Annotated in this window: 15 protein-coding genes; 14 read left to right on the top strand and 1 reads right to left on the bottom strand. The window is 69.0% G+C overall.

The features are described from left to right. The first annotated feature begins 2 nt into the window (after nucleotides 1-2). The 14 genes from QVG61_RS07875 to QVG61_RS07940 all read left to right on the top strand — a co-directional run bounded on the left by QVG61_RS07875 (nucleotide 3) and on the right by QVG61_RS07940 (nucleotide 17,917). The gene (locus tag QVG61_RS07875) at nucleotides 3-3,260 is read left to right on the top strand and encodes a hypothetical protein (RefSeq protein WP_289930086.1); all 3,258 of its coding nucleotides are present in this window, start codon (nucleotides 3-5) and stop codon (nucleotides 3,258-3,260) included. A gap of 131 nt (nucleotides 3,261-3,391) precedes the next feature. Then, nucleotides 3,392-4,366, top strand: coding sequence for a glycosyltransferase (locus QVG61_RS07880; protein WP_289930087.1), 975 nt, complete (start codon nucleotides 3,392-3,394; stop codon nucleotides 4,364-4,366). After that, complete coding sequence (locus QVG61_RS07885; RefSeq protein ID WP_289930088.1) at nucleotides 4,363-5,586, top strand: glycosyltransferase family 4 protein; 1,224 nt, start codon at nucleotides 4,363-4,365, stop codon at nucleotides 5,584-5,586. The genes QVG61_RS07880 and QVG61_RS07885 overlap by 4 nt, the downstream gene beginning before the upstream one ends. Then, entirely contained in the window at nucleotides 5,583-6,587 is a 1,005-nt protein-coding gene (locus QVG61_RS07890; protein WP_289930089.1) for a sulfotransferase, read from the top strand. The genes QVG61_RS07885 and QVG61_RS07890 overlap by 4 nt, the downstream gene beginning before the upstream one ends. Continuing rightward, nucleotides 6,584-8,095, top strand: a complete 1,512-nt coding sequence (locus QVG61_RS07895) for a lipopolysaccharide biosynthesis protein (RefSeq protein ID WP_289930090.1) — start codon at nucleotides 6,584-6,586, stop codon at nucleotides 8,093-8,095. Before QVG61_RS07890 ends, QVG61_RS07895 begins: the two co-directional genes overlap by 4 nt. Beyond that, entirely contained in the window at nucleotides 8,092-9,465 is a 1,374-nt protein-coding gene (locus QVG61_RS07900) for a sulfotransferase (RefSeq protein WP_289930091.1), read from the top strand. The genes QVG61_RS07895 and QVG61_RS07900 overlap by 4 nt, the downstream gene beginning before the upstream one ends. A gap of 10 nt (nucleotides 9,466-9,475) precedes the next feature. Then, nucleotides 9,476-10,351, top strand: a complete 876-nt coding sequence (locus QVG61_RS07905; RefSeq protein ID WP_289930092.1) for a sulfotransferase — start codon at nucleotides 9,476-9,478, stop codon at nucleotides 10,349-10,351. 10 nt (nucleotides 10,352-10,361) lie between these two features. Then, nucleotides 10,362-11,162, top strand: coding sequence for a polysaccharide deacetylase family protein (locus QVG61_RS07910; protein ID WP_289930093.1), 801 nt, complete (start codon nucleotides 10,362-10,364; stop codon nucleotides 11,160-11,162). Nucleotides 11,163-11,164: 2 nt separating this feature from the next. Then, a complete protein-coding gene (locus QVG61_RS07915) occupies nucleotides 11,165-12,100 on the top strand; it encodes a glycosyltransferase (RefSeq protein ID WP_289930094.1) in 936 nt (311 codons plus the stop codon). Then, a complete protein-coding gene (locus QVG61_RS07920; protein WP_289930095.1) occupies nucleotides 12,097-13,044 on the top strand; it encodes a glycosyltransferase in 948 nt (315 codons plus the stop codon). The genes QVG61_RS07915 and QVG61_RS07920 overlap by 4 nt, the downstream gene beginning before the upstream one ends. Then, nucleotides 13,037-13,984, top strand: a complete 948-nt coding sequence (locus QVG61_RS07925; RefSeq protein WP_289930096.1) for a glycosyltransferase — start codon at nucleotides 13,037-13,039, stop codon at nucleotides 13,982-13,984. Before QVG61_RS07920 ends, QVG61_RS07925 begins: the two co-directional genes overlap by 8 nt. After that, nucleotides 13,981-16,080 (top strand): sulfatase-like hydrolase/transferase, encoded by a 2,100-nt coding sequence (locus tag QVG61_RS07930; protein WP_289930097.1) that lies wholly within the window; start codon nucleotides 13,981-13,983, stop codon nucleotides 16,078-16,080. The genes QVG61_RS07925 and QVG61_RS07930 overlap by 4 nt, the downstream gene beginning before the upstream one ends. Continuing rightward, nucleotides 16,077-16,946 (top strand): sulfotransferase, encoded by an 870-nt coding sequence (locus QVG61_RS07935; RefSeq protein ID WP_289930098.1) that lies wholly within the window; start codon nucleotides 16,077-16,079, stop codon nucleotides 16,944-16,946. Before QVG61_RS07930 ends, QVG61_RS07935 begins: the two co-directional genes overlap by 4 nt. A 2-nt stretch (nucleotides 16,947-16,948) precedes the next feature. Continuing rightward, complete coding sequence (locus QVG61_RS07940; RefSeq protein ID WP_289930099.1) at nucleotides 16,949-17,917, top strand: sulfotransferase; 969 nt, start codon at nucleotides 16,949-16,951, stop codon at nucleotides 17,915-17,917. A gap of 9 nt (nucleotides 17,918-17,926) precedes the next feature. Here QVG61_RS07940 and QVG61_RS07945 read toward each other — a convergent pair whose 3' ends face one another. Continuing rightward, nucleotides 17,927-18,883: a sulfotransferase gene (locus tag QVG61_RS07945; protein WP_289930100.1), complete on the bottom strand. Its 957-nt coding sequence runs from the start codon at nucleotides 18,881-18,883 to the stop codon at nucleotides 17,927-17,929. Nucleotides 18,884-18,894: the final 11 nt, after the last annotated feature.

The raw sequence follows: 18,894 nt of genomic DNA on the forward strand, positions 1-18,894 counted from the left end.
TCATGCGCCAGCTGCTGATCGGCCTCATCCTCCTCTGCCTCGGCCCGCCGCTGCAGGCCGCCCTGCACCTCGACCGGGACGCCTACCAGTGGGATGGCCGGCATTTCCGGGTACCGCTGGAGCTGCGCGATCTGGCCGGGGTGGAGCGCCAGGGCTGGCCGGTGACCACCGGCGTGCCCCTTCCCTACGGCCTGGTCCAGGACGTCGCCAGTCTGCGCCTGCTGGACGAGCAGGGACGGGAGATCCCCTGCCAGTTCGAGGCGACCAGCCGCTACTGGGCGCGCGACGGCTCGATCCGCTGGGTACTGCTCGACTTCCAGCTCGACCTGCCTGCTGGCGGCAAGCGCCGCCTGTGGCTGAGCAACGACCAGCCGGCCGCCCCCGTCGCGAAGCCGATTCGCATCCGCGAGACGGCAGACGCCATCGAGGTCGACACCGGCGTCCTCAGGGTCCGGGTACCGCGCCACGGCGGCCCCCTGCTGCAGCGGGTCGAATACCGTGGCCGGCCGGTGATCGAGGCCGATGCCGATGACGGCCCCTGGCTGCAGAGCGCCGCAGTGGAGAAATTCCGCCACTACCGCGGTGACAGCTGGAACACCCACGGCTGGAGCAAGACGGTCAGCGTCGAGCGTCACCCCCTGGCCGAAGCCCGCTACGGTGCCGGCCGGAGCCACGAGCTGCGTATCGAGACCCGTGGCCCGCTGCGCACCACCCTGCTGATCCGCGGCCGCTACCTGCCTGCCGAGACCGGTCCCGGCAGGGTCGCCGAGGGCCTCTACGACTACAGCACCCGCCTGCACTTCTACCGCGCCTCCCCCCTGGTGGTGGTCGAGCACGCGATCGAGAATGCCGACCCCACGCCCCCGCTGTGGCAGTACCCCTTCCGCTGGGCGGAACTCGATCACCGCCTGGCCCTCGACGGTCGGCTGCAGGTCACTGCCGGCGGCGAGGGGGCGGCGGACGGCCTGCCGAGCGTGGCGACGCTGGCGGCGGACACCCCTCTCGGCCTGGTTCAGGCCGCCGGGCAGCCGGGCAAGGTACGCGGCAAGGTCGCCGCCAGACCAGGCGGTTACCGCTTCGGTCCGTTGCAGACGGGCAAGGTCGGCCGGCCACGGGCGGCCGGCGGCAAGGCCCGCTTCCTGGCCGTCTCCGACGGCCGCAGCGGCGTCGGCATCACCCTGCGCTACTGGTGGCAGGAGGCACCGCGGGCGGTCTATCTGGACAGGGGCCGGCTGCGCATCCGCCTGCACGACCTGCAGCCGGAAGACCGCCCCTACGACCTCGACTTCGGCGAGCGCAGCCTGCACGACCTGCTGTATTTCTTCTTCGACGGCCCGGCCGATGCCGAGGGCGCCGCCGCCCTGGCGTCCGCCTTCGAACAGCCGTTGCTGGCCCGGCCGCCGCCGGCCTGGATCGCCGACACCGAGAGCTGGTATTTCGAGATGGACCCCGATCCCAAGGCGGTGAAAGGACGCAGGAGCGGCCGCTGGCAGCCGATACGCATCGGCTATCGAGGTCACGGCTTCGCCCAGGGCTACAACTCGGGCGGCCATCACGAGAGCCTCAATTCGGCCTGGCTGCCCTTCATGCTGCACGGCGGGGCGCGCGACTACCAGCGGCTGCTGGCCACCAGCCGCTGGCACATCGCCCACAATCCGGGCTGGGCCTACCGCGGCAACCGGCTGCATTTCGGCACGGGCGAGGACCGCTATCCGGCCCTCGATGCCCAGCTCGAGGCCTGGAACCGACTGACCCTGTTCGGCCCCAAGGACTTCTACCTGTGGGGCGGCCAGGGACCGACCAAGCAGAATCAGGATATCGCTGCCGGCACCAGCTACCTGAACCGCTACAAGTGGCTGCCGGACATCGAGCACTATGCCCTGTTCCAGCTCTTCGAATACTACTATCTGAGCGGTGACCGGCGCGCGCTGGACGCCATCCACGGCTTCGTCGACTGGGACCTGACCTTCCAGCACCAGAGCATCTTCCAGGGCCGCCTGCGCCCGCTCAGCGACACCGGCCTGTTCGAGCGCGACCCCGAGGCCCTGCGCCGGCGCCACTACGCGCGCATCTACACCTGGATGCTGTACACCAACCTGGCCGGCTTCCAGGCCACTGGCAGCCCGGTGATGGACGAGTTCGCCCGCTGGCAGCTGCGCCGCATGCTGGCCCTGCTGCGCCACCGCCACGGCCAGCTCACCCGCTGGTCGGTGAAGCCCGGCACCCTGCTCGGCCTGCTCCCCGACCGCTTGGCAAACAAACTCAGCGACCATATCGACAGCCCGCTGCTGCGCAGTGAGGAAGCCGTCCACGGCTCGCATGCCAAGACCTGGATGGAGGCCCAGGGCGTGCTGGCCCTGCACGAGGCCTACCGCACCTATGGCGACGAACGCATCCTCGACGGCCTCTGGGCCCAGGCCGACTATTTCTCGCACCATGTCCTCTACTACCCGCGGCTGACCATGCTCAACCAGTACACCAGCATGCCCAATGCCCTGCTCGGCGTCGGCGAAAAGGCCCTCTCGCCACAGCGCCACGACCGACACATCCAGATGTGGCCGCTGCTCTACCACTACACCGGCTGGCCCGAGGTGAGGCAGCGCTACCAGGCCTTTGCCGCCAAGCGCCGCGGCCGGCGCCTCTGGTTCACCCAGACCACCGAGTGGCAACAGGGCAGCGTCGCCAAGGGTTCGACCCGGCCACCGGATGCCGTCACCGATCTGCGGGTGCTGGCCGCCAGCCGGGACGGCGTGCGCCTGGCCTGGACGGCACCGGCCGACGACGGCCCCGGTGGCCGGGCCGCGCGCTATTTCGTCAAGATCAGCGATCGGCCGATCGTCGCCCGCGCCCCCACCGACAACCCGGCCCGGGCCGCCGACAAGGCGCGCATCCTGACCCAGGCCGAGGACTGGGTCCTGGCCCGTCACAAGCCCGGGCGGCCGCTCAAGTCGAACTATCTGATCCCGCCCGGCGCCACCGACGCCGAGCCCCGTGACCGGCCACGGGTCGACCCGGACTGGCACCGGGTCAACGCCTTCTGGATGGCCGAGCACGTCGCCGGCGAACCCGAGCCGGCCGCCGCCGGCACGCCCGAGGCGTTCACCCTCCGGGAGCTGCACCTGCATGCCTGGTTCGGCGCCCCGCGCGAGGCCACGCTGCGCGACCTGAAGCCCGGCACCTACTACGTCGCCCTGTGCAGCTGGGACGCCGACCGGAACCTCAGCCCCCTGTCCAATGTTGTAGAATTCACCCTGCGCTGAAGAACCGGCCGCGCCATCAAGTTTCCCCGCCTTCCGCCGCTGGATACCAGGGCAATTACTCGCAAAACAGATTGCAATATCATGGATTTATAAGCAGAATCTAAAAAAAGGATCACTTCCAAGGACCCCTCGTGCCCCCGCAGCCGCGCATCAGTGCCGTCATCCCCGCCTACAACAGCGCCGCCTTCATCGGCGAGGCGCTGGCCAGCATCCGCGCCCAGACCCGGCCGGTGGACGAGATCATCGTCGTCGACGACGGTTCCACCGACGCCACCCGCAACCAGGTCGAGGCCTGCGGCCGGGACATCAAGCTGATCAGCCAGTCCAATGCCGGCCCCTCGGCGGCTCGCAATAGCGGGGTGGAGGCGGCCAGCGGCGACTGGATCGCCTTCCTCGACGCCGACGACCGCTGGCTGCCCGACAAGAACGAACGGCAGCTTGCGCTGCTGGAGCGTCACCCCGAGCTGGTGCTGATCGCCGGCGACATGCGCGAGATCGACGAGGCCGGCGGCACGGTCACCGACTCGGTGCTGGCCCATCACGGCCTGCTGGCGGAGTTCGAGGCCCTGGACGGCGCCCCGGTCCCCGACGCCGCCGCCCGGCTGCTGCGCAAGAACTTCATTCCCACCGGCACCGTGCTGGTGCGGCGCGAGCTGCTGCTGACCGAGGGTGGCTTCGATACCGGCCTGCGCTATGGCGAGGATCTCGAACTCTGGGTGCGCATCGCCCTGCACCAGCCGATCGCCATGCTGCCGGAGGTGCTGATGCTGCGCCGCCTGCACGGCGCCAACGCCACGCGCTCCACCCTGCCCATGCTGGAATCCCTGGTCCAGGTCGCCGAGGCGGCCAAGCGCCGGGGCGCCGCGGAACTGCGCCGCCAGGGGCTGGACGTCGAGGCACTGATCGCCCAGGCCTGGTGGCAGCTCGGCTACCGCCATTTCGACGAGGGCCGGCTGACGGCCGCCGGGCGCGCCTTCCGCGAGAGCTGGTCGCACCAACCCAGCCCACGCAGCCTGCTGTTCCGCCTGGCCTGCCGCCTGCCGGGCGGCTGGGTCCAGACACTGCGCCAGCTCAAGCGCCGCTGGCAGGGAGAGGGGCGGTCATGAAGGGCACGGCTGCACGCACCGTCCTCTATGTGGAGAACGGCATCGGCTACGGCGGTGCCGCCATCTGCATGCGCCACCTGGTGCGCAACCTGGACCCGGAACGCTACCGGCCGCTGGTGGTCACCGGCCGCAGCGGACCGGACTACGCCTCGATCGCCAGCGAGGCCGAGTGGCACCACATCCGCGACCGTCACCTCGACGTGGTCGGCTGGCGACGCCGGCTGCGGGACGCCGGGCGACTGGATGGCCCGCTGCTCGGCCTGCTGCTTCGCCAGGCCCTGGCGCGGCTGGACGATCTGGGCAACTTCCTGCCCTTCTTCCTGCGCCTGCTCCGGCTGGCCCGGCAGCGCCGGGTCGACCTGATCCACGCCAACAACGAACCCCTGTGCAATCGCGCCGCGCTGCTCACCGGCCGGCTGCTCGGCATCCCGGTGGTCTGTCACGTGCGCGGCGACCAGTCCGGCTCGCGGATGATGCACCGCCTGTACCGGCTGCCGGATCACTTCATCCCGGTCTCGCACTGGATATCCGACAGCGTCGGCCGGCTGGGCGTACCGGCCGACAAGCGCACGGTGATCTACGATGGCATCGACCTCCAGGCCCTGGAGGCGCGCGCCGAGCCCGGGCGCTTCCGCCGCGAGCAGGGCCTCCCCGAGCAGGCCTTCACCGTCGGCCTGGTCGGGCTGCTGATCCCCTGGAAGGGTCAGCGACTGTTCCTCGATGCCGCGCACCGTCTGGCGGAACAGATCCCGGGGCTGCGCTTGCTGCTGGTCGGCGGCACGCCGGACGAGTGCCGCGACTACGAGGCCGAGCTGCGCGAGCGGGTGCGCGCGGAAGGGCTGGAGCAGGTCGTGCATTTCACCGGCCACCTGACCGACATGCCATCGGCCTACCTCGGCCTGGACGTGGTGGTCTCCGCCTCCACCTCGCCCGAACCACTGGGCACCGTGGTCATCGAGAGCATGGCCCTGGGCCGGCCGCTGGTGGCCCCCAACCACGGCGGCGCCGCAGAAATGGCCGAACACGAGCGCAGCGCCCTGCTGTTCAGGCCCGGCGACAGCAGCGACCTGGCGACGCAGATCCTGCGCCTGTACCGGGACCCCGACCTCGGCCGGCGGCTGGGCGCGGCGGCCCGCGAACACGCCTTCGCCACCTTCGACGTGGCCCGCCATGCGGCGCAGGTCCAGGCCCTCTACGACCGGGTGCTGGCGGCGACGTGAGCTGGAAGACCCGCCTTGCCCGGACACCCCTGCTGTGGCGGTTCGCCCCTCGCAGCCCGAGCCCGGTCGCCTGGGCCGGGCTGGGTCCGCTGACCCGGCTGCTCGGCCGGCTGCAGCGACCACTGGCGCCGCCCCTGCTGGTGCTGTCCCTGCCGCGCAGCGGCTCGAGCTGGGTGGGCGAGATCCTCGGCCATGCCGGCAATGCCCTCTACCTGCGCGAGCCCGTCACCCAGAGCCTGATGCAGCGCCACGGCCTGGAGCGCGCCCTGCTGTCAGCAGACGAGGCCAGGCCGCTGCAGGCCCGTTACGCCGCCCGGGCCTTCGCCGGCCTGCCGGAGTTCGATCCGGGCATCGTCATCGACCCTGGACAGTGGGATCTGGCGCAACGGCGGACCCGCCGGCCGGTGATCAAGGAGGTCAATCCCCTGGCTGCCGGCTGGTATCTGCAGGCCTTCGCCCCGCGGCTGTTGTTCATCGTCCGCCATCCGGCCGCGGTCGCCAGCAGCTTCCAGCGTCTCGGCTGGCAGGCCGACGACCTGTCCGCGGTACGCCAGGCACTGCGTGACCTGCCCTTGCCGGCAGCGGCCCGCAAGGCGCTGGAGGTGGATGGCGGGGACTTCTGGTACCGCCAGGGCCTGATGCAGGGCGGTGCCCTGTTCGCCGCCTGGCAGGCCTTGCGCGAGGCCCCGGACTGCCGGGTGCTGCGTTACGAGGCGCTGTGCGCAGCCCCCCTGGAGGGCTTTCGTGCCCTGTTCGGATTCGCCGGCCTCGACTGGCAACCGGCCGACGTGGAACGCATCACCACCAAGAGCCGTGGCGACGGCGACCCGGACGCCTATGCCACTGAACGCGACAGCCGGCGGATGCGCGATGCCTGGCGCAGCCGGGTCGGGGCCACCGAGCTGCAGCGGCTTGGCGAGGCCTGGCAGAGCTTCGACCTGCCCTGGTACCGGCAAGCCACCGACTGGACGCTGCAGCCGGCAGAGGAGGCTGCAGGATGAGTCAGGACCTCGGCCAGCGCATGCGCAGCGGCGCCCTCTGGACCTATCTGCAGGGCGGGATCGGCTCGGTGATCCAGTTTGCTGCCGGCATCGTCATGGCCCGGCTGCTGATGCCGGAAGACTTCGGCGTGTTCTTTGCCGTCGTCGCCTATACGGCGCTGCTCGGCGCCCAGGTCAACTTCGGCCTGCCCTCGGCCCTGCTGCAGGCGAAGGCCGTGCAGGCGGAACAGTGGAATGCCGCCTTCTGGTTCATGGAGGGCCTGGCCCTGCTCTGCACCCTGATGGTGGCCGCCTCCGCCGCCTGGCTGGCGGATTTCTACGGCGATCCACGCTATGCGCCGATCATGCTGTTCAGCTGCGTCAGCTTCTTTCTCATGCCCTTCATGGGCATCAACGGCAGCCTGCTGCGCCGGGAGATGGACTTCAAGACGCTGAGCCAGATCCAGATCAAGGCCAAGTTCAGCGGCACCGCCCTCGGCCTGCTGGCGGCCTTCGCCGGCCTCGGCCCCTACAGCTTCGTGGTCGGTGGCCTGGGCACCTCGCTGATCTCGGCGGCGCTGATGGCAAGGCAGGCACCCTGGCGTCCCCGCTGGAACTTCGACCGCGAGGCGCTGCGGCCACTGCTGCGCTTCGGCTGGCGGATGCATCTCAACAACAGCCTCAGCCTGGCCGCCAACCGGGTCGACAACATGCTGCTCGGCCGGCTCGCCGGCCTCGACCTGCTCGGCATCTACAACCGCGCCTTCTCCCTGTCGCGGCTGCCCATCGACAATCTCTGCACGCCGCTCTACCAGCTGGTATTCGGTGGCCTGAGCCGCATCCAGGACAATCTCGACCACTCCCGGCTGATGTACCAGAAGGTCCTCTGTGCCGTGACCTCCGCGGTATTCCCGCTGCTGCTCTGGCTGATCTTCCTGGTGGAACCCTTGATCTACTATCTCTATGGCGAAAAATGGCTGCCTGCTGCCGAGCCCTTCCGCTACCTTGCCCTGGGCGCCTTCGTGCTGGTGATCTCCATCACCACCAGCAGTCTGGCCTCGGCGCAAAACCTGGTGGCCAGACAGACACCCATCGTCGCCACCAACCTGCTGCTGACCATCGTCGCCGTGCTGGTCGGCATCCGCTGGGGGCTGACCGGGGTGGCGATCGGCATTGCCCTGAAGATGCTGCTCACCAACCTGCTGCTGATACGGATGATGCGCCGTTCCCACATGGAACTGGGCTGGTCGCAACTCGCCATGGCCATCCTTCCTGCCGCCCTGTCCACCCTCGCCGCCGCGGGCGCGGGCTGGCTGCTCGACAATGTCCTGCGCGAGGGGCTGGGGCTCATGTCTCTGGACTGGCGGTACATGCTGGCCATCAGCGTCACCCTGGGCGGTGTCTATATCCTCAGCTGGCTGCTCGTGGTCCGCTCCCGGCCAGGAAACCCCGTCCTGCAGGCCAACCTGCTGCTGCTCAAACAACTTGCCGAACGTCTGCTGCCGCGGCTGGCCAGGATCAAACCATGAACAGGGCGGAAGGATCGCTGCACGGCTTCACCCCGCCCGCCCTGCTGGTCGGCGAGGGACGCAGCGGCACCACACTCCTGTCTGCCATCCTCAACCGCCACCCCCGGCTTTGCGTCACCCCGGAGACCCATTTCTTCCGGCTCTTCTTCCGTTATCCAGGCGGCGAAGCGGCCTTTGCCAGGGACTGGCCGGCATCACTCGAATGGATGGTCGAGCGCATGGACGCCACGCCGGACTGGCAACCCTCGGCATCGGCCTGGCTGGCCTCCCTCCCCTCAGGGGGAAGACGCCGCTTCCCTGGAGCCGCGGCCCTGTTCCTCAGCCTGGGCGAGGACATCGCCCGTCGTCAGGGAAAACGGCTGTGGATCGAAAAGACCCCGCCACATGTCTGTTACCTGCCGCAAATCCGCCGGCTGTTCCCGCAGGCGCCGATCATCCATCTGGTCCGGGACGGACGCGACGTTGCCGACTCGCTGGCATCGATGCCCTGGAGTCGAGTCAGCCGCACCGGCCATCTGCTGCGCTGGGCCCAGCGTGTGGGCAGTGCCCGTCATCAGCTGCGCGACGACCCGCACGCCATCGCGCTGCGTTACGAGGACCTGGTACAGGCCCCGGAGCAGGAGATCCGCCGGCTGTGCGACTTCCTGGACATCGACTTCCAGTCGCAGATGCTGCAACCAGACGGTTCCGAGGCCGCCCTGATCGAGACCGGCCAGGCCCACAAGGAACTGGTTCGCCAACCGATCAGCACGGCGCGAGTGGAACGCTGGCGTCACGCATACCCGGACGAGGAACAGAAGCTGGCCGCCCGCCTCATTGGCCGCGAGCTGGCGGCATGGGGCTACCCGGTGGAACTGCCGAAACCGGCGCGTCCTCTGCTGGTTGCCTGGCCCCTGGCAGAGGAAGCACAACGCTCCGCGTATACGGACTGTGTGGCTGCGCTGTGCCGCGCCCTGCCCGATACCCTGGTGGAACCCATTGCCGGCCTGCGCACAGTCGCCAAAAAAGAACTCGCCCCGGGGGGCATCCTGATCACCGGTGAACCCCTGCCGCCGGGTCTGCATCGCCACGGCTGGCTGGCCGCTCTGGGCTCCGTTCTCCGGCTGCAGCGGCATCTCGCCCGCCTGGGCGGAAGGCAGCTGGTGTATTTTCATCACGGCTCCCTGACTCGCAGCCGCGCCTGGACATGGCGCCTGCGCCTGGAACGCCAGGTGGCGAAGGGCGCACGAGCGATCGTCGTCGCCCCTGGCGGCGACACCCCGGAGGCCGTGGCAAAACTGCTGGATGTGGCACCGGAAAAGATCCTTGGCTGCGACAAGGGGCTGGGGACCCGACTGGCCGGACTGCTCGCCGAAAGGACCAACCGATAGGGTAGACTGGATGTGTCAGAAACCCGAGTCTGCAGAACCACCAGCCATCGGCCGGAATGGAGATGCCATCAACAAGAGAGGTACCTCAGTGAGCGCCCCGGTGTTCGTGTTTTCCGCCGGCTGGAGATCCGGCAGCACCCTGTTGCAGCGCCTGCTCACCGCATCCGGCGAGGTGCTGGTCTGGGGCGAGAGCGGTGGCGCCCTGAACGGCCTGGCCGATGCCCTGGAACAGTACCGGCAGATGCTGGGACCGGGCGGCCAGCGCTACCGCTTCGGCTTCGGCGGCAATGGCGCCGCCCAGTTCGAGGCCTTCGCCGCCGATCCCGGCGACGGCGCGCATCGCTGGATCGCCTCCATGAATCCACCCGAGGCGCGCATCCTCGACAGCTTCCGCCTCCAGCTGGAGACGCTCTATGCCGGGCCGGCCCGGGAGCTCGGTTTCCCCCGCTGGGGTGTGAAGGAGGTGCTGTGCGGCCTGGACACGGCGCGTTTCCTGCGCGAGCTCTGGCCCGACGCGCGCTTCCTGTTCCTGGTCCGCCACCCCCTGGACTGCCTGCTGTCGATCAAGCGCCGCAACTGGATGGACCAGCCACAGCGTCCCGACCGTCTCGCCTATTTCGCCGAACACTGGCGACGCCTGGCCGCCGAGTTCCGTGCCGCCGACTTTGGCCTGCTGCTGCACTACGAACGCCTGCTGAACGATCCGCAACAGATGCGCGCCATGTGCGACTACCTTGACATTGGCGGGATTCCGCAAGACTTCGCCCGCTCCAGCCGCGCCGACTGGCAGGCACAGAACGCACAACAGCTCGGTTTCCTGGAACGGCGCCGTGCACTGCGCATCCTCGGCGACGAGATGCGCCAGCACGGCTACGCGCCCAAGTAGCGGGGTGGCCATGGATCCCCTCAGCCGCAGACTGCTCGCCAATGCCGGTCACCAGGGTCCACTGGTGCTGATGTATCACGCCATCAGCCCCGGCAGCGCCACACCCGCCAGCCGCTGGTGCGTGACCTACCGGCGTTTCCTGGAACAGCTCGACATCCTCGCCGACCTGGGCTGGCAGAGCGTCTGCGCGCGCGATCTGGCCAAACCGGACCCGCCCGGCCCGCGGACCCTGGTGATCACCTTCGACGACGGCTACGAGGACAACCTGCCGGCCTTTGAGTTGCTGGAGAAGCGCGGGCTGCGCGCCAGCTGGTTCGTGCTCAGCGACTGTCTCGGCGGCAGGGCGGACTGGGAGCCGGGCTGGCAGAGCGGGCGCCCCCTGCTCGATGCCGGCCAGCTCCGCGAGATGGCCGCGGCCGGCATGGAGATCGCCTCCCACGGCCGGCGGCATGCCCATCTGCCGGCCCTGCCGGACGGCAATCTGCACAGCGAGCTGGTCGAATCCAGAACCCGGCTGGCGGAGCTGCTGGACAGGCCGGTGGACAGTTTCGCCTACCCCTACGGCGAATACGATGAACGGGTGCGCCAGGCCGTGGCCGAAGCCGGCTACCGGGTCGCCTGCACCACCCGCTCCGGCCATGCCCTGCTCGACGGCGACCCCCTGCAGGTCCGCCGCCTGACCATCGAGGCCGGGGACGACGCTGCCCGCTTCGCCCGCAAACTGGCCTTCGCCGCCAACGAAGTCGGTGCGCGCCGGGTCGGCCGTTACCTCGTAGGACGACTGGCCGCACGCCTTGGCAGGAAGGGGTGAGCATGGCGTTGATCTCGGTCATCATGCCTTGCCACAACGCCGCCGATCACCTGTTGACGGCGATCGACAGCGTACTCGGCCAGAGCCACGACGCGCTGGAGCTGATCGTGATCGACGACGGCTCCACGGATGCCAGCCCCCGGCTGCTGGCGAAGATCACCGATCCCAGGCTGCGCTGCCTGCATCAGGCCAACCAGGGGGTCTCCAGCGCCCGCAACCGCGGTCTCGCCGAGGCCCGCGGCGACTACGTCGCCTTTCTCGATGCCGACGACTGGTGGGCGCCGGACTGCCTGCAGCGGCTGCACGCTGCGCTGGAAAACCGGCCGGAGGCGGTGCTGGCCTACTGCGGCTGGCAGAACGTCGGCCTGGCCGGCGGTGCCGGCGAGCCCTACCTGCCACCGGACTACGAGGCCGCTGACAAAGCGGCACTGTTCCTCGAGAGCTGTCCCTGGCCGATCCATGCCTGTCTGACCCGGCACGAGGCGCTCAAGCAGGCCGGCGGCTTCGACACCCGGCTCTCGACCTCCGAGGACTATCAGCTCTGGCTGCGCATCGCCCTCGACCGGCCGGTGGTCCGGGTGCCTGCGGTGCTGGCCTTCTATCGCCACCATTCCCCGCAGCAGGCCACCGGCAACCGGCTGCGGCTGGCGCTGGACCACTGGCAGGTACAGCAGGCGCTGCTCGCCGAACGCCCAGCGCTGTCTGCCGGCCTCGGCCGCCGGCGGCTGCGCGAGCTGACCCTGGGCCGGCTGCTGAAGCAGGCCTACCGCGCCTACTGGGATGGCGATCTGGCCACCGCCCGGCCGCTGTTCCGGCGGGTCATGCGCCATGGCTACGGCCGGCCGCGGGACTGGAAGTACATGCTGCCCAGCCTGCTGCCCCTGCCCCTGCACCAGCGTCTGCTCGCCGGACGCCGCAGCCCGGAGGCGACGCCATGAGCCGCCTGAGCTACGCCGTCTGCACCTACAACCGGGCCGAGCGCCTGCCGCGCCTGATCCGTGCCATGCGCGCCCAGGACTGTCCCCTGCCCTTCGAGGTACTGGTGATCGACAACAACAGCAGCGATGACACGCCCCGGGTGCTGGCCAGGCTGGCCACCGAGCCCGGCGCCCCGCTGCGGGTGGTGCGCGAAACCCGCCAGGGCATCAGCCACGCCCGCAACCGGGCCCTCGCCGAGGCGCTCGACAGCGACTATCTGGTGTTCATCGACGACGACGAACTGCCCCGTCCCGGCCTGCTGGTGGCGGCCTGCGCGGCCCTGACCGAGGACGGCGTGCAATGCGTCGGTGGCCGGGTGCACGTCGACTTCGAGGGCCTGCAGCGCCCCGCCTGGCTGGGCGACGAGCTGCTCGGCTTTCTCGCCGAGGTGGACTACGGCGACCGGCCGTTTCGCATCCGTGATGCCGGGACGCCGCTGTGGACGGCCAACATCGCCTATGACATGGCCCTGTTCCGTGACGATCCGGGGCTGCGTTTCGATCTGCGCTACAACCGCATCGGCAAGGGCATCGGCGGCGGCGAGGACATCCGTCTGTTCGAGACCTTCCTCGAACGCGGCATCGGCATGGCCTACGAGCCACGGATGGTGGTCGACCACCGGGTGGAGGCCTGGCGCCTGTCGCGGCGCTACTTCCTGGCCCTGCACTACGAGTCGGGGCGCAAGCAGGGCTACTTCGACGAACGCCACCAGCCGCGGCTCTGGTTCGGCGCACCGCCTTTCCTCTACGGCCTGCTGCTGCGCCAGGGCGGGCGCACCGCACTGAAATACCTGCGCCATGCACCGGACCGGCTGCGCCAGGCGATGAACCTGAGTCACGCCCTGGGCATGATCGCCGGTCACCGCCAGCGCCGGGCGCAGGGCAAGGGGGACAGCGATGACTGACTTCAGCGTGGTCATCTGTACCCATGACCGGGTCGCCTCGCTGGGCCGCACCCTGGGTTCGCTGCGCGCCGCCGTCCGCCCCGAGGCAGCGGTCGACGTGCTGGTGATCGCCAACGCCTGCCACGACGACAGCCACAGCCTGCTGGCCGAGCTGGCCCACAACGGCAACGGCGGCCTGCCGCTGCGCTGGAGCGAGGAACCCCGCCCCGGGAAGTCCTACGCCCTGAATCACGCCATCGAGCGGCTGCAGAGCGGTGCCGCGGTGTTCATCGACGACGACCAGCGGGTGGCGAAGGATTTCCTGCTGCGCGTCGCCGCGGCCCTGGAGGCACACCCCGAGACCGGGCTGTTCTGCGGCCGCCTGCTGCCGGACTGGGACGGACGCGAGCCGGCCTGGGTGCACGACACCGGTCCCTGGCGCATCTATCCCCAGCCGGTGGCCTGCTTCGATGCCGGCGACAGGGCCCGCGAGCTCGGCCGGGACGACGAGCTGCCACCGGGCGGTGACATCATCGTCCGCCGGCGGGTGTTCGATACGGTGGGTGGCTTCGCCACCGAGCTGGGACCGCACGGTCACGATCTCGGCGGCGGCGAGGACATCGAGTTCCTGCGCCGTGCCCTGGCCACCGGTGAGCGGCTGCGCTACCAGCCGGACATCGTCCAGTACCATGCCGTGGAACTGCACCGGCTGCGCACCGGCCATCTGCTGCGCAAGAGTTTCCAGCGCACCCGCTCCTCGGTCCGCCTGCACCCCCGGCCGGACAACCGCATTCCCCGTTACATGGCCCGCAAGCTGGCGGTCTACGCCTGGCACGCCCTGTTCGCCTGGCGCTGGAAGAAACGCCGCTTCTACCTGGTCCGGCTGGCCGCCGCCCTGGGCGAGATCGCCGGCATGCGCGAGGCCCCGCTGGCGCGGCAACAGGGGGGGGCACGGAAATGAACGCGCTGCTGCCGCTGCTCGGCAGAGGGCTGGAGATCGCTGCCCTGACCGCCCTGGGGTTCAGCCTGCTGCTGCTGCTCAAGTCGCTGCTGCACTTCACACGCGCCGGGCCGGCGGTGAAACGCGAGATCCTCGACGCCTATCTGGGCTACACCCTGTTCGTCCTGCTGCGGCTGACGCTGTTCGTGCTGCTCATCGCCTTCTGGCAGGCCTGGATCGGCACCCTGGTCTACACCGCCGCGGTCATCGCCCTGCAGCTTCCCTGGCAACCACTGCCGGCGGCCGGCGCCGCCCTGGGCGGCATCGTCCTGCTCAGCGCCTGGCAGTTCTGCCGCCATCTGCTCTATATACCCAGCAGCCTGCTCGCCTCCTGGCAGTACCGCTATCAGCGTCTCTATCCCCTGTGGCGGCTACTGAGCCCCGGGCGGCTGCGCCTCGCCGGCCTGCTGCTGCTGATTGCGGCCGGGGTACCCTTGCTGGCCGCCCTTGCCCGGCTGCTGGCCGAGGGCCGCAGCGGGCAAGCCCTGTGGCTGGCCCTGGCTGCCGCCGTGCCGGCCGCCATCGCCCTGCTCGCCGCCTGGCAGCCGGAACCTCGCCCGCGCCGGCCCGCCCGCCAGGACCGGCAGCGCCCCAACGTCCTGATGATCGGCACGGACACCCTGCGTGCCGACCGGGTCAACAACCCCGACTACCCGCGTGACCTCACGCCGACCCTGGACCGTCTGGCACAGCGGGCCGCCTTCTTCGACCACTGTTTCGTGCCCCTCGGCCGCACCGCACCCAGCCTCGCCTCGCTGCTCACCGGCACCTGGCCACACCGCCACGGCATACGCGACAACTTCGTCACCGACGGTGACACCCGCCTCCCGGTGCCGGGACTGGCCGAGCGCCTGCGTGAACGGGGTTACCACTGCAGCGCCCTCTCGGACTGGGCCGGGGCCGATCTCGGCAAGCTGCAGCTGGGTTTCGAGGAGACCCGGACCCCGCCCGACCAGTGGAACATGAAATACTACCTGCGCCAGGGACCGATGGACCTGCGCCTGTATCTGTCGCTATTCACCCACAACCGTTTCGGCAGGCGCTGTCTGCCCGAGATCCACTACCTGGCCTCGGTACCCATGACCCGGCTGCTGGGACGCGACACCCGGCGGATGCTGAGCCGCTATGCAGCCGAGGGGCGGCCGTTCTTCCTCAACCTCTTCACCAGCACCACCCATGTGCCCTTCGGCTCGGACTACCCCTATTACCTGCGCTACGCCGACCCCGACTACGACGGTGAGTCCAAGTTCGTGATGACCTCGCTGCGCGACCCCATGGAGATCATCGCCAAGCAGGAGGCCACCGAGGACCACTTCGACCTGCCACAGATCATCAACCTCTACGACGGCTGCGTGCGCCAGTTCGACGACGAGCTGGGACGGATCCTCGATCACCTGCAGGCCTGCGGCCTGGCCGACAACACCCTGGTGGTGGTGTACAGCGATCATGGTGTGGACTTCTTCGAGAACGAGACCTGGGGCCAGGGCAACACCGTGCTCGGTGACGATCCGGGGGCACGCATCCCGCTGCTGATCCTGGATCCGCGTCGTCCCGGGGGGCGGCGCATCCACCAGATCGTGCGCAGCGTCGACCTGGTGCCGACCCTGCTGGATCTGCTCGACCTGCCCCCGGGCGAGGTGGACGGGGTCAGCCTGGCGCCGCTGCTGCGGGGCGAGGAACGCAATCTCGACCTGCCGGCCTTCCAGGAGACCGGTATCTGGCTCGGTCAGGTGCCGGGCATGCATCCGGAACACCTGCGTTATCCGAACCTGCTGGAACTGCTGGAGGTGGCCGACAAAGGGACCGGCACCCTGTCCATCAAGGCCGAATACATGCCGCGCATCCTCCAGGCCAAGGACCGGATGATCCGCCGCGGCCGCTGGAAACTGGTCTACCTGCCGACCCGCAACGGTCCGCTGTTCCAGCTCTTCGACCTGGAGCAGGATCCCCGCTGCCGGCAGGACGTCGCCGCCGAACACCCGGCACTGTTCGAAGCGCTGAAACGCGAGCTGCTCGACTGGCTCGCCGCCGACCCCACCCTGGAATCCCGACCATGAGCACAGACCGCAGACCCAACCTGTTCATCCTCGGCGCCATGAAATCCGGCACCAGCTCGCTGCATGCCTACCTGGGCCGCCATCCACAGATCTACATGAGCGAGGAAAAGGAGCCGGGCTACTTCCTGGACGAATTCACCTGGCACAAGGGCGAGGACTGGTACCTGAGCCTGTTCGATGCTGCCGGTGACGTCCTCTACCGCGGCGAGTCCAGCACCCACTACACCAAGCTGCCGCGCTTTGGCGGCGCCAGCGAACGGCTCCACGAATTTGCCCCCGAGGCAAGGCTGATCTACATCATGCGCGACCCTGTGCAGCGCACCATCAGCCACTACTGGCACATGGTGATGAGTCACGACGAATCGCGCGACATGCTGCAGGCGGTGCAGGAAAATGCGCAATATCGCAACGTGTCCTACTACGCCATGCAACTGCGCCCCTATCTGGAGCGTTTCCCTGCCGAGCAGATCTACACCCTGACCTTCGAGGCCCTGATCGCAGCCCCGGAAGAGGAGCTTGGCAAGCTGTTCCGCTGGCTGGGGGTGGACCATGGCTTCAGTCCCGACAACACCGGCGCCGGCTACAACGTCGGCGCCAGACAGTTCGTCAAACCCCGCCATGGTGGACTGCTCAACCGCTTCCGCTTCTCGCGCACCTGGGATATCGCCTCACGTTTCGTGCCGGCTCCGCTCCGCGCCCTGGGCCGGCGCCTGGCGGTACGGGAATACGACCGTTCGGCGCAGCCCCTGGAACCGGTGATCGACTATCTGCGCCCCATCCAGCGTGAACAGACCGAGGAACTGCGCCAGTTGCTGGGACGAGACTTTCCAGAATGGACCACCCTCTACGGCGGAGGGCAAAGCTGATCATGGCAGCGGAAGCCGCACCCGGAGAGGACAGCCAACACGACTTCGGCAGACCCCTGTTCATCGTCGGCGCAGCGCGCTCCGGCACCACCCTGCTGCAGTACATGCTGCGTTCCCATCCGGCACTCTCGCTGCCGACCGCGGAATCGCATTTCATCATCCCCTTCCAGCAGCGCCGCGGCGACTATCCACGGCTGGAGGATGTGGCCGGGATGCGGCGCCTGCTGCGGGACATCTACCAGGCCCGCCGGCGCTTCTTCGACGAGGATCTGCACGGCCTGGAGTTCGAGCCTGACGCCGTGGCCGAAACCCTGCATGCCCGAGGCTGCCATACCCTGCCCGAGGTGATCGCCGGCATCTTCCAGCTCAATGCCGAGCACGAGGGCAAGGCCCGCTGGGGAGACAAGACGCCCTATTACATCCTCCACCTGGATACCCTGCTGCAGATGTTTCCGGACGCCCAGGTGGTGCATATCGTGCGTGACGGGCGGGACTGCGCCCTGTCGATGCTGGAACGGCGCTGGGACCTGCAGATCTTCAACACCTATCATGCCGGCTATCTCTGGGACCGCTATGTACGCGCCGGCCGCGATTTCGGCGAGCGGCATCCCGAGTGCTATTTCGAACTGCGTTACGAGGACCTGCTCGACGAGCCGCACGGGATCATGCGGTCGCTGTGCGCCTTTCTCGACATCGAGTTCAGCGAGTCACTGATCGAGTTCAGGAAATCGAAGGCCGAGGGGGGCAGGACGCCGCTGCTGCAGCGCCCTCTGCAAAAGGCCAACCAGGCCAAGTGGCGGCAGCGCATGAGCCGCCGGCAGATCGCAATCTTCGAGGCCATGGCCGGCGAAAGCCTGGAACGCTTCGGCTACCCGACCCTGACCGCGCGCCGCCGGCCCAGCCGCCTGGAATGGTTCCTCAACGAGGTGCATATCCGCCTCTGTCGCCACTACAGCCGATGGCGGCGCTGAGCAACAGCCTCAGGCCAGCTGCACGAAGCGGTCGGGGGCCAGGTCCGGATAGAAGGGCAGCTCGAACTCGCGCAACACGGCCTGCAGTGCCGCCAGTTCGCCCGTGGCCACCGCACCCTGCCACTTGTAGACCTCGCTGCGCGGATCCCGTGGCGCCCCATAGCCGGGACCGCTGCGACGCCGTCGCCCGGGGGAAAGGAATTCGGACATCGCCGGCGTCCACTCCAGGCCGAGCCGGCCGGCCAGATCGCCGATCCGCGCCTCGGCATCGAGGCAGAACCATTCGTGCTCGTGGAAGAACCAGCCGGGGCGGTGGGCGCGATACTGCATGACGACCATCGCCCCCCAGAAGGCGCCGGCCTGCTCCCAGTAACCCCGTGCCGATCTCATCACCCCCTGCCAGGGCTGCAGCGGTCCCTCCATCAAGACCTGCTGACGCAGCAGCAGATCGAGATTGAAGGCGGGGTCCCAGCCCCGCTGCCGCCAGCTCAGGAACAGTGGCACCGGGTGTCGCACCAGCTGCACCACCACCAGTTCCGGAAAATGCCGGGCCAGCCATTCCAGCATCAATCCTAGGCGCACCCATTTGACCAGCACGCTGTGCGCCAGCGGCCGCGCCAGTAGCTCCGCCAGGCTCTGTTCGGCGATTACATAGTCGTCGACGATCCGTCCGCCAAGCTGCCGCCGCAGGTGCTGCAGCAGCTCGGGGTCGTCACCCTCAGCCGGCTGGTAGCGGTACATGTAGCGCTCGTCGAGCACCACATCCGGCTCGAAGTAGTAGGACACACCGGGCGCGAGTGCCAGGCACTTGGCCAGCCAGGAGGTGCCGCTGCGTGGCAGGCCGACCACGGCGATGGTGCGTTGGGGATGGAGTGGAGCGGGCAGGCCACGCGCCAGCAGGCGTCGTCCGATATGGCGGACCCGGGCCGGCATCTCAGTTCTGCCGGGCTGACGCCGGTTCGGCATGACCCGGACGG

Origin of the sequence: Thiohalobacter sp. IOR34 (assembly GCF_030406045.1) — a bacterium.
GTDB lineage: Bacteria > Pseudomonadota > Gammaproteobacteria > Thiohalobacterales > Thiohalobacteraceae.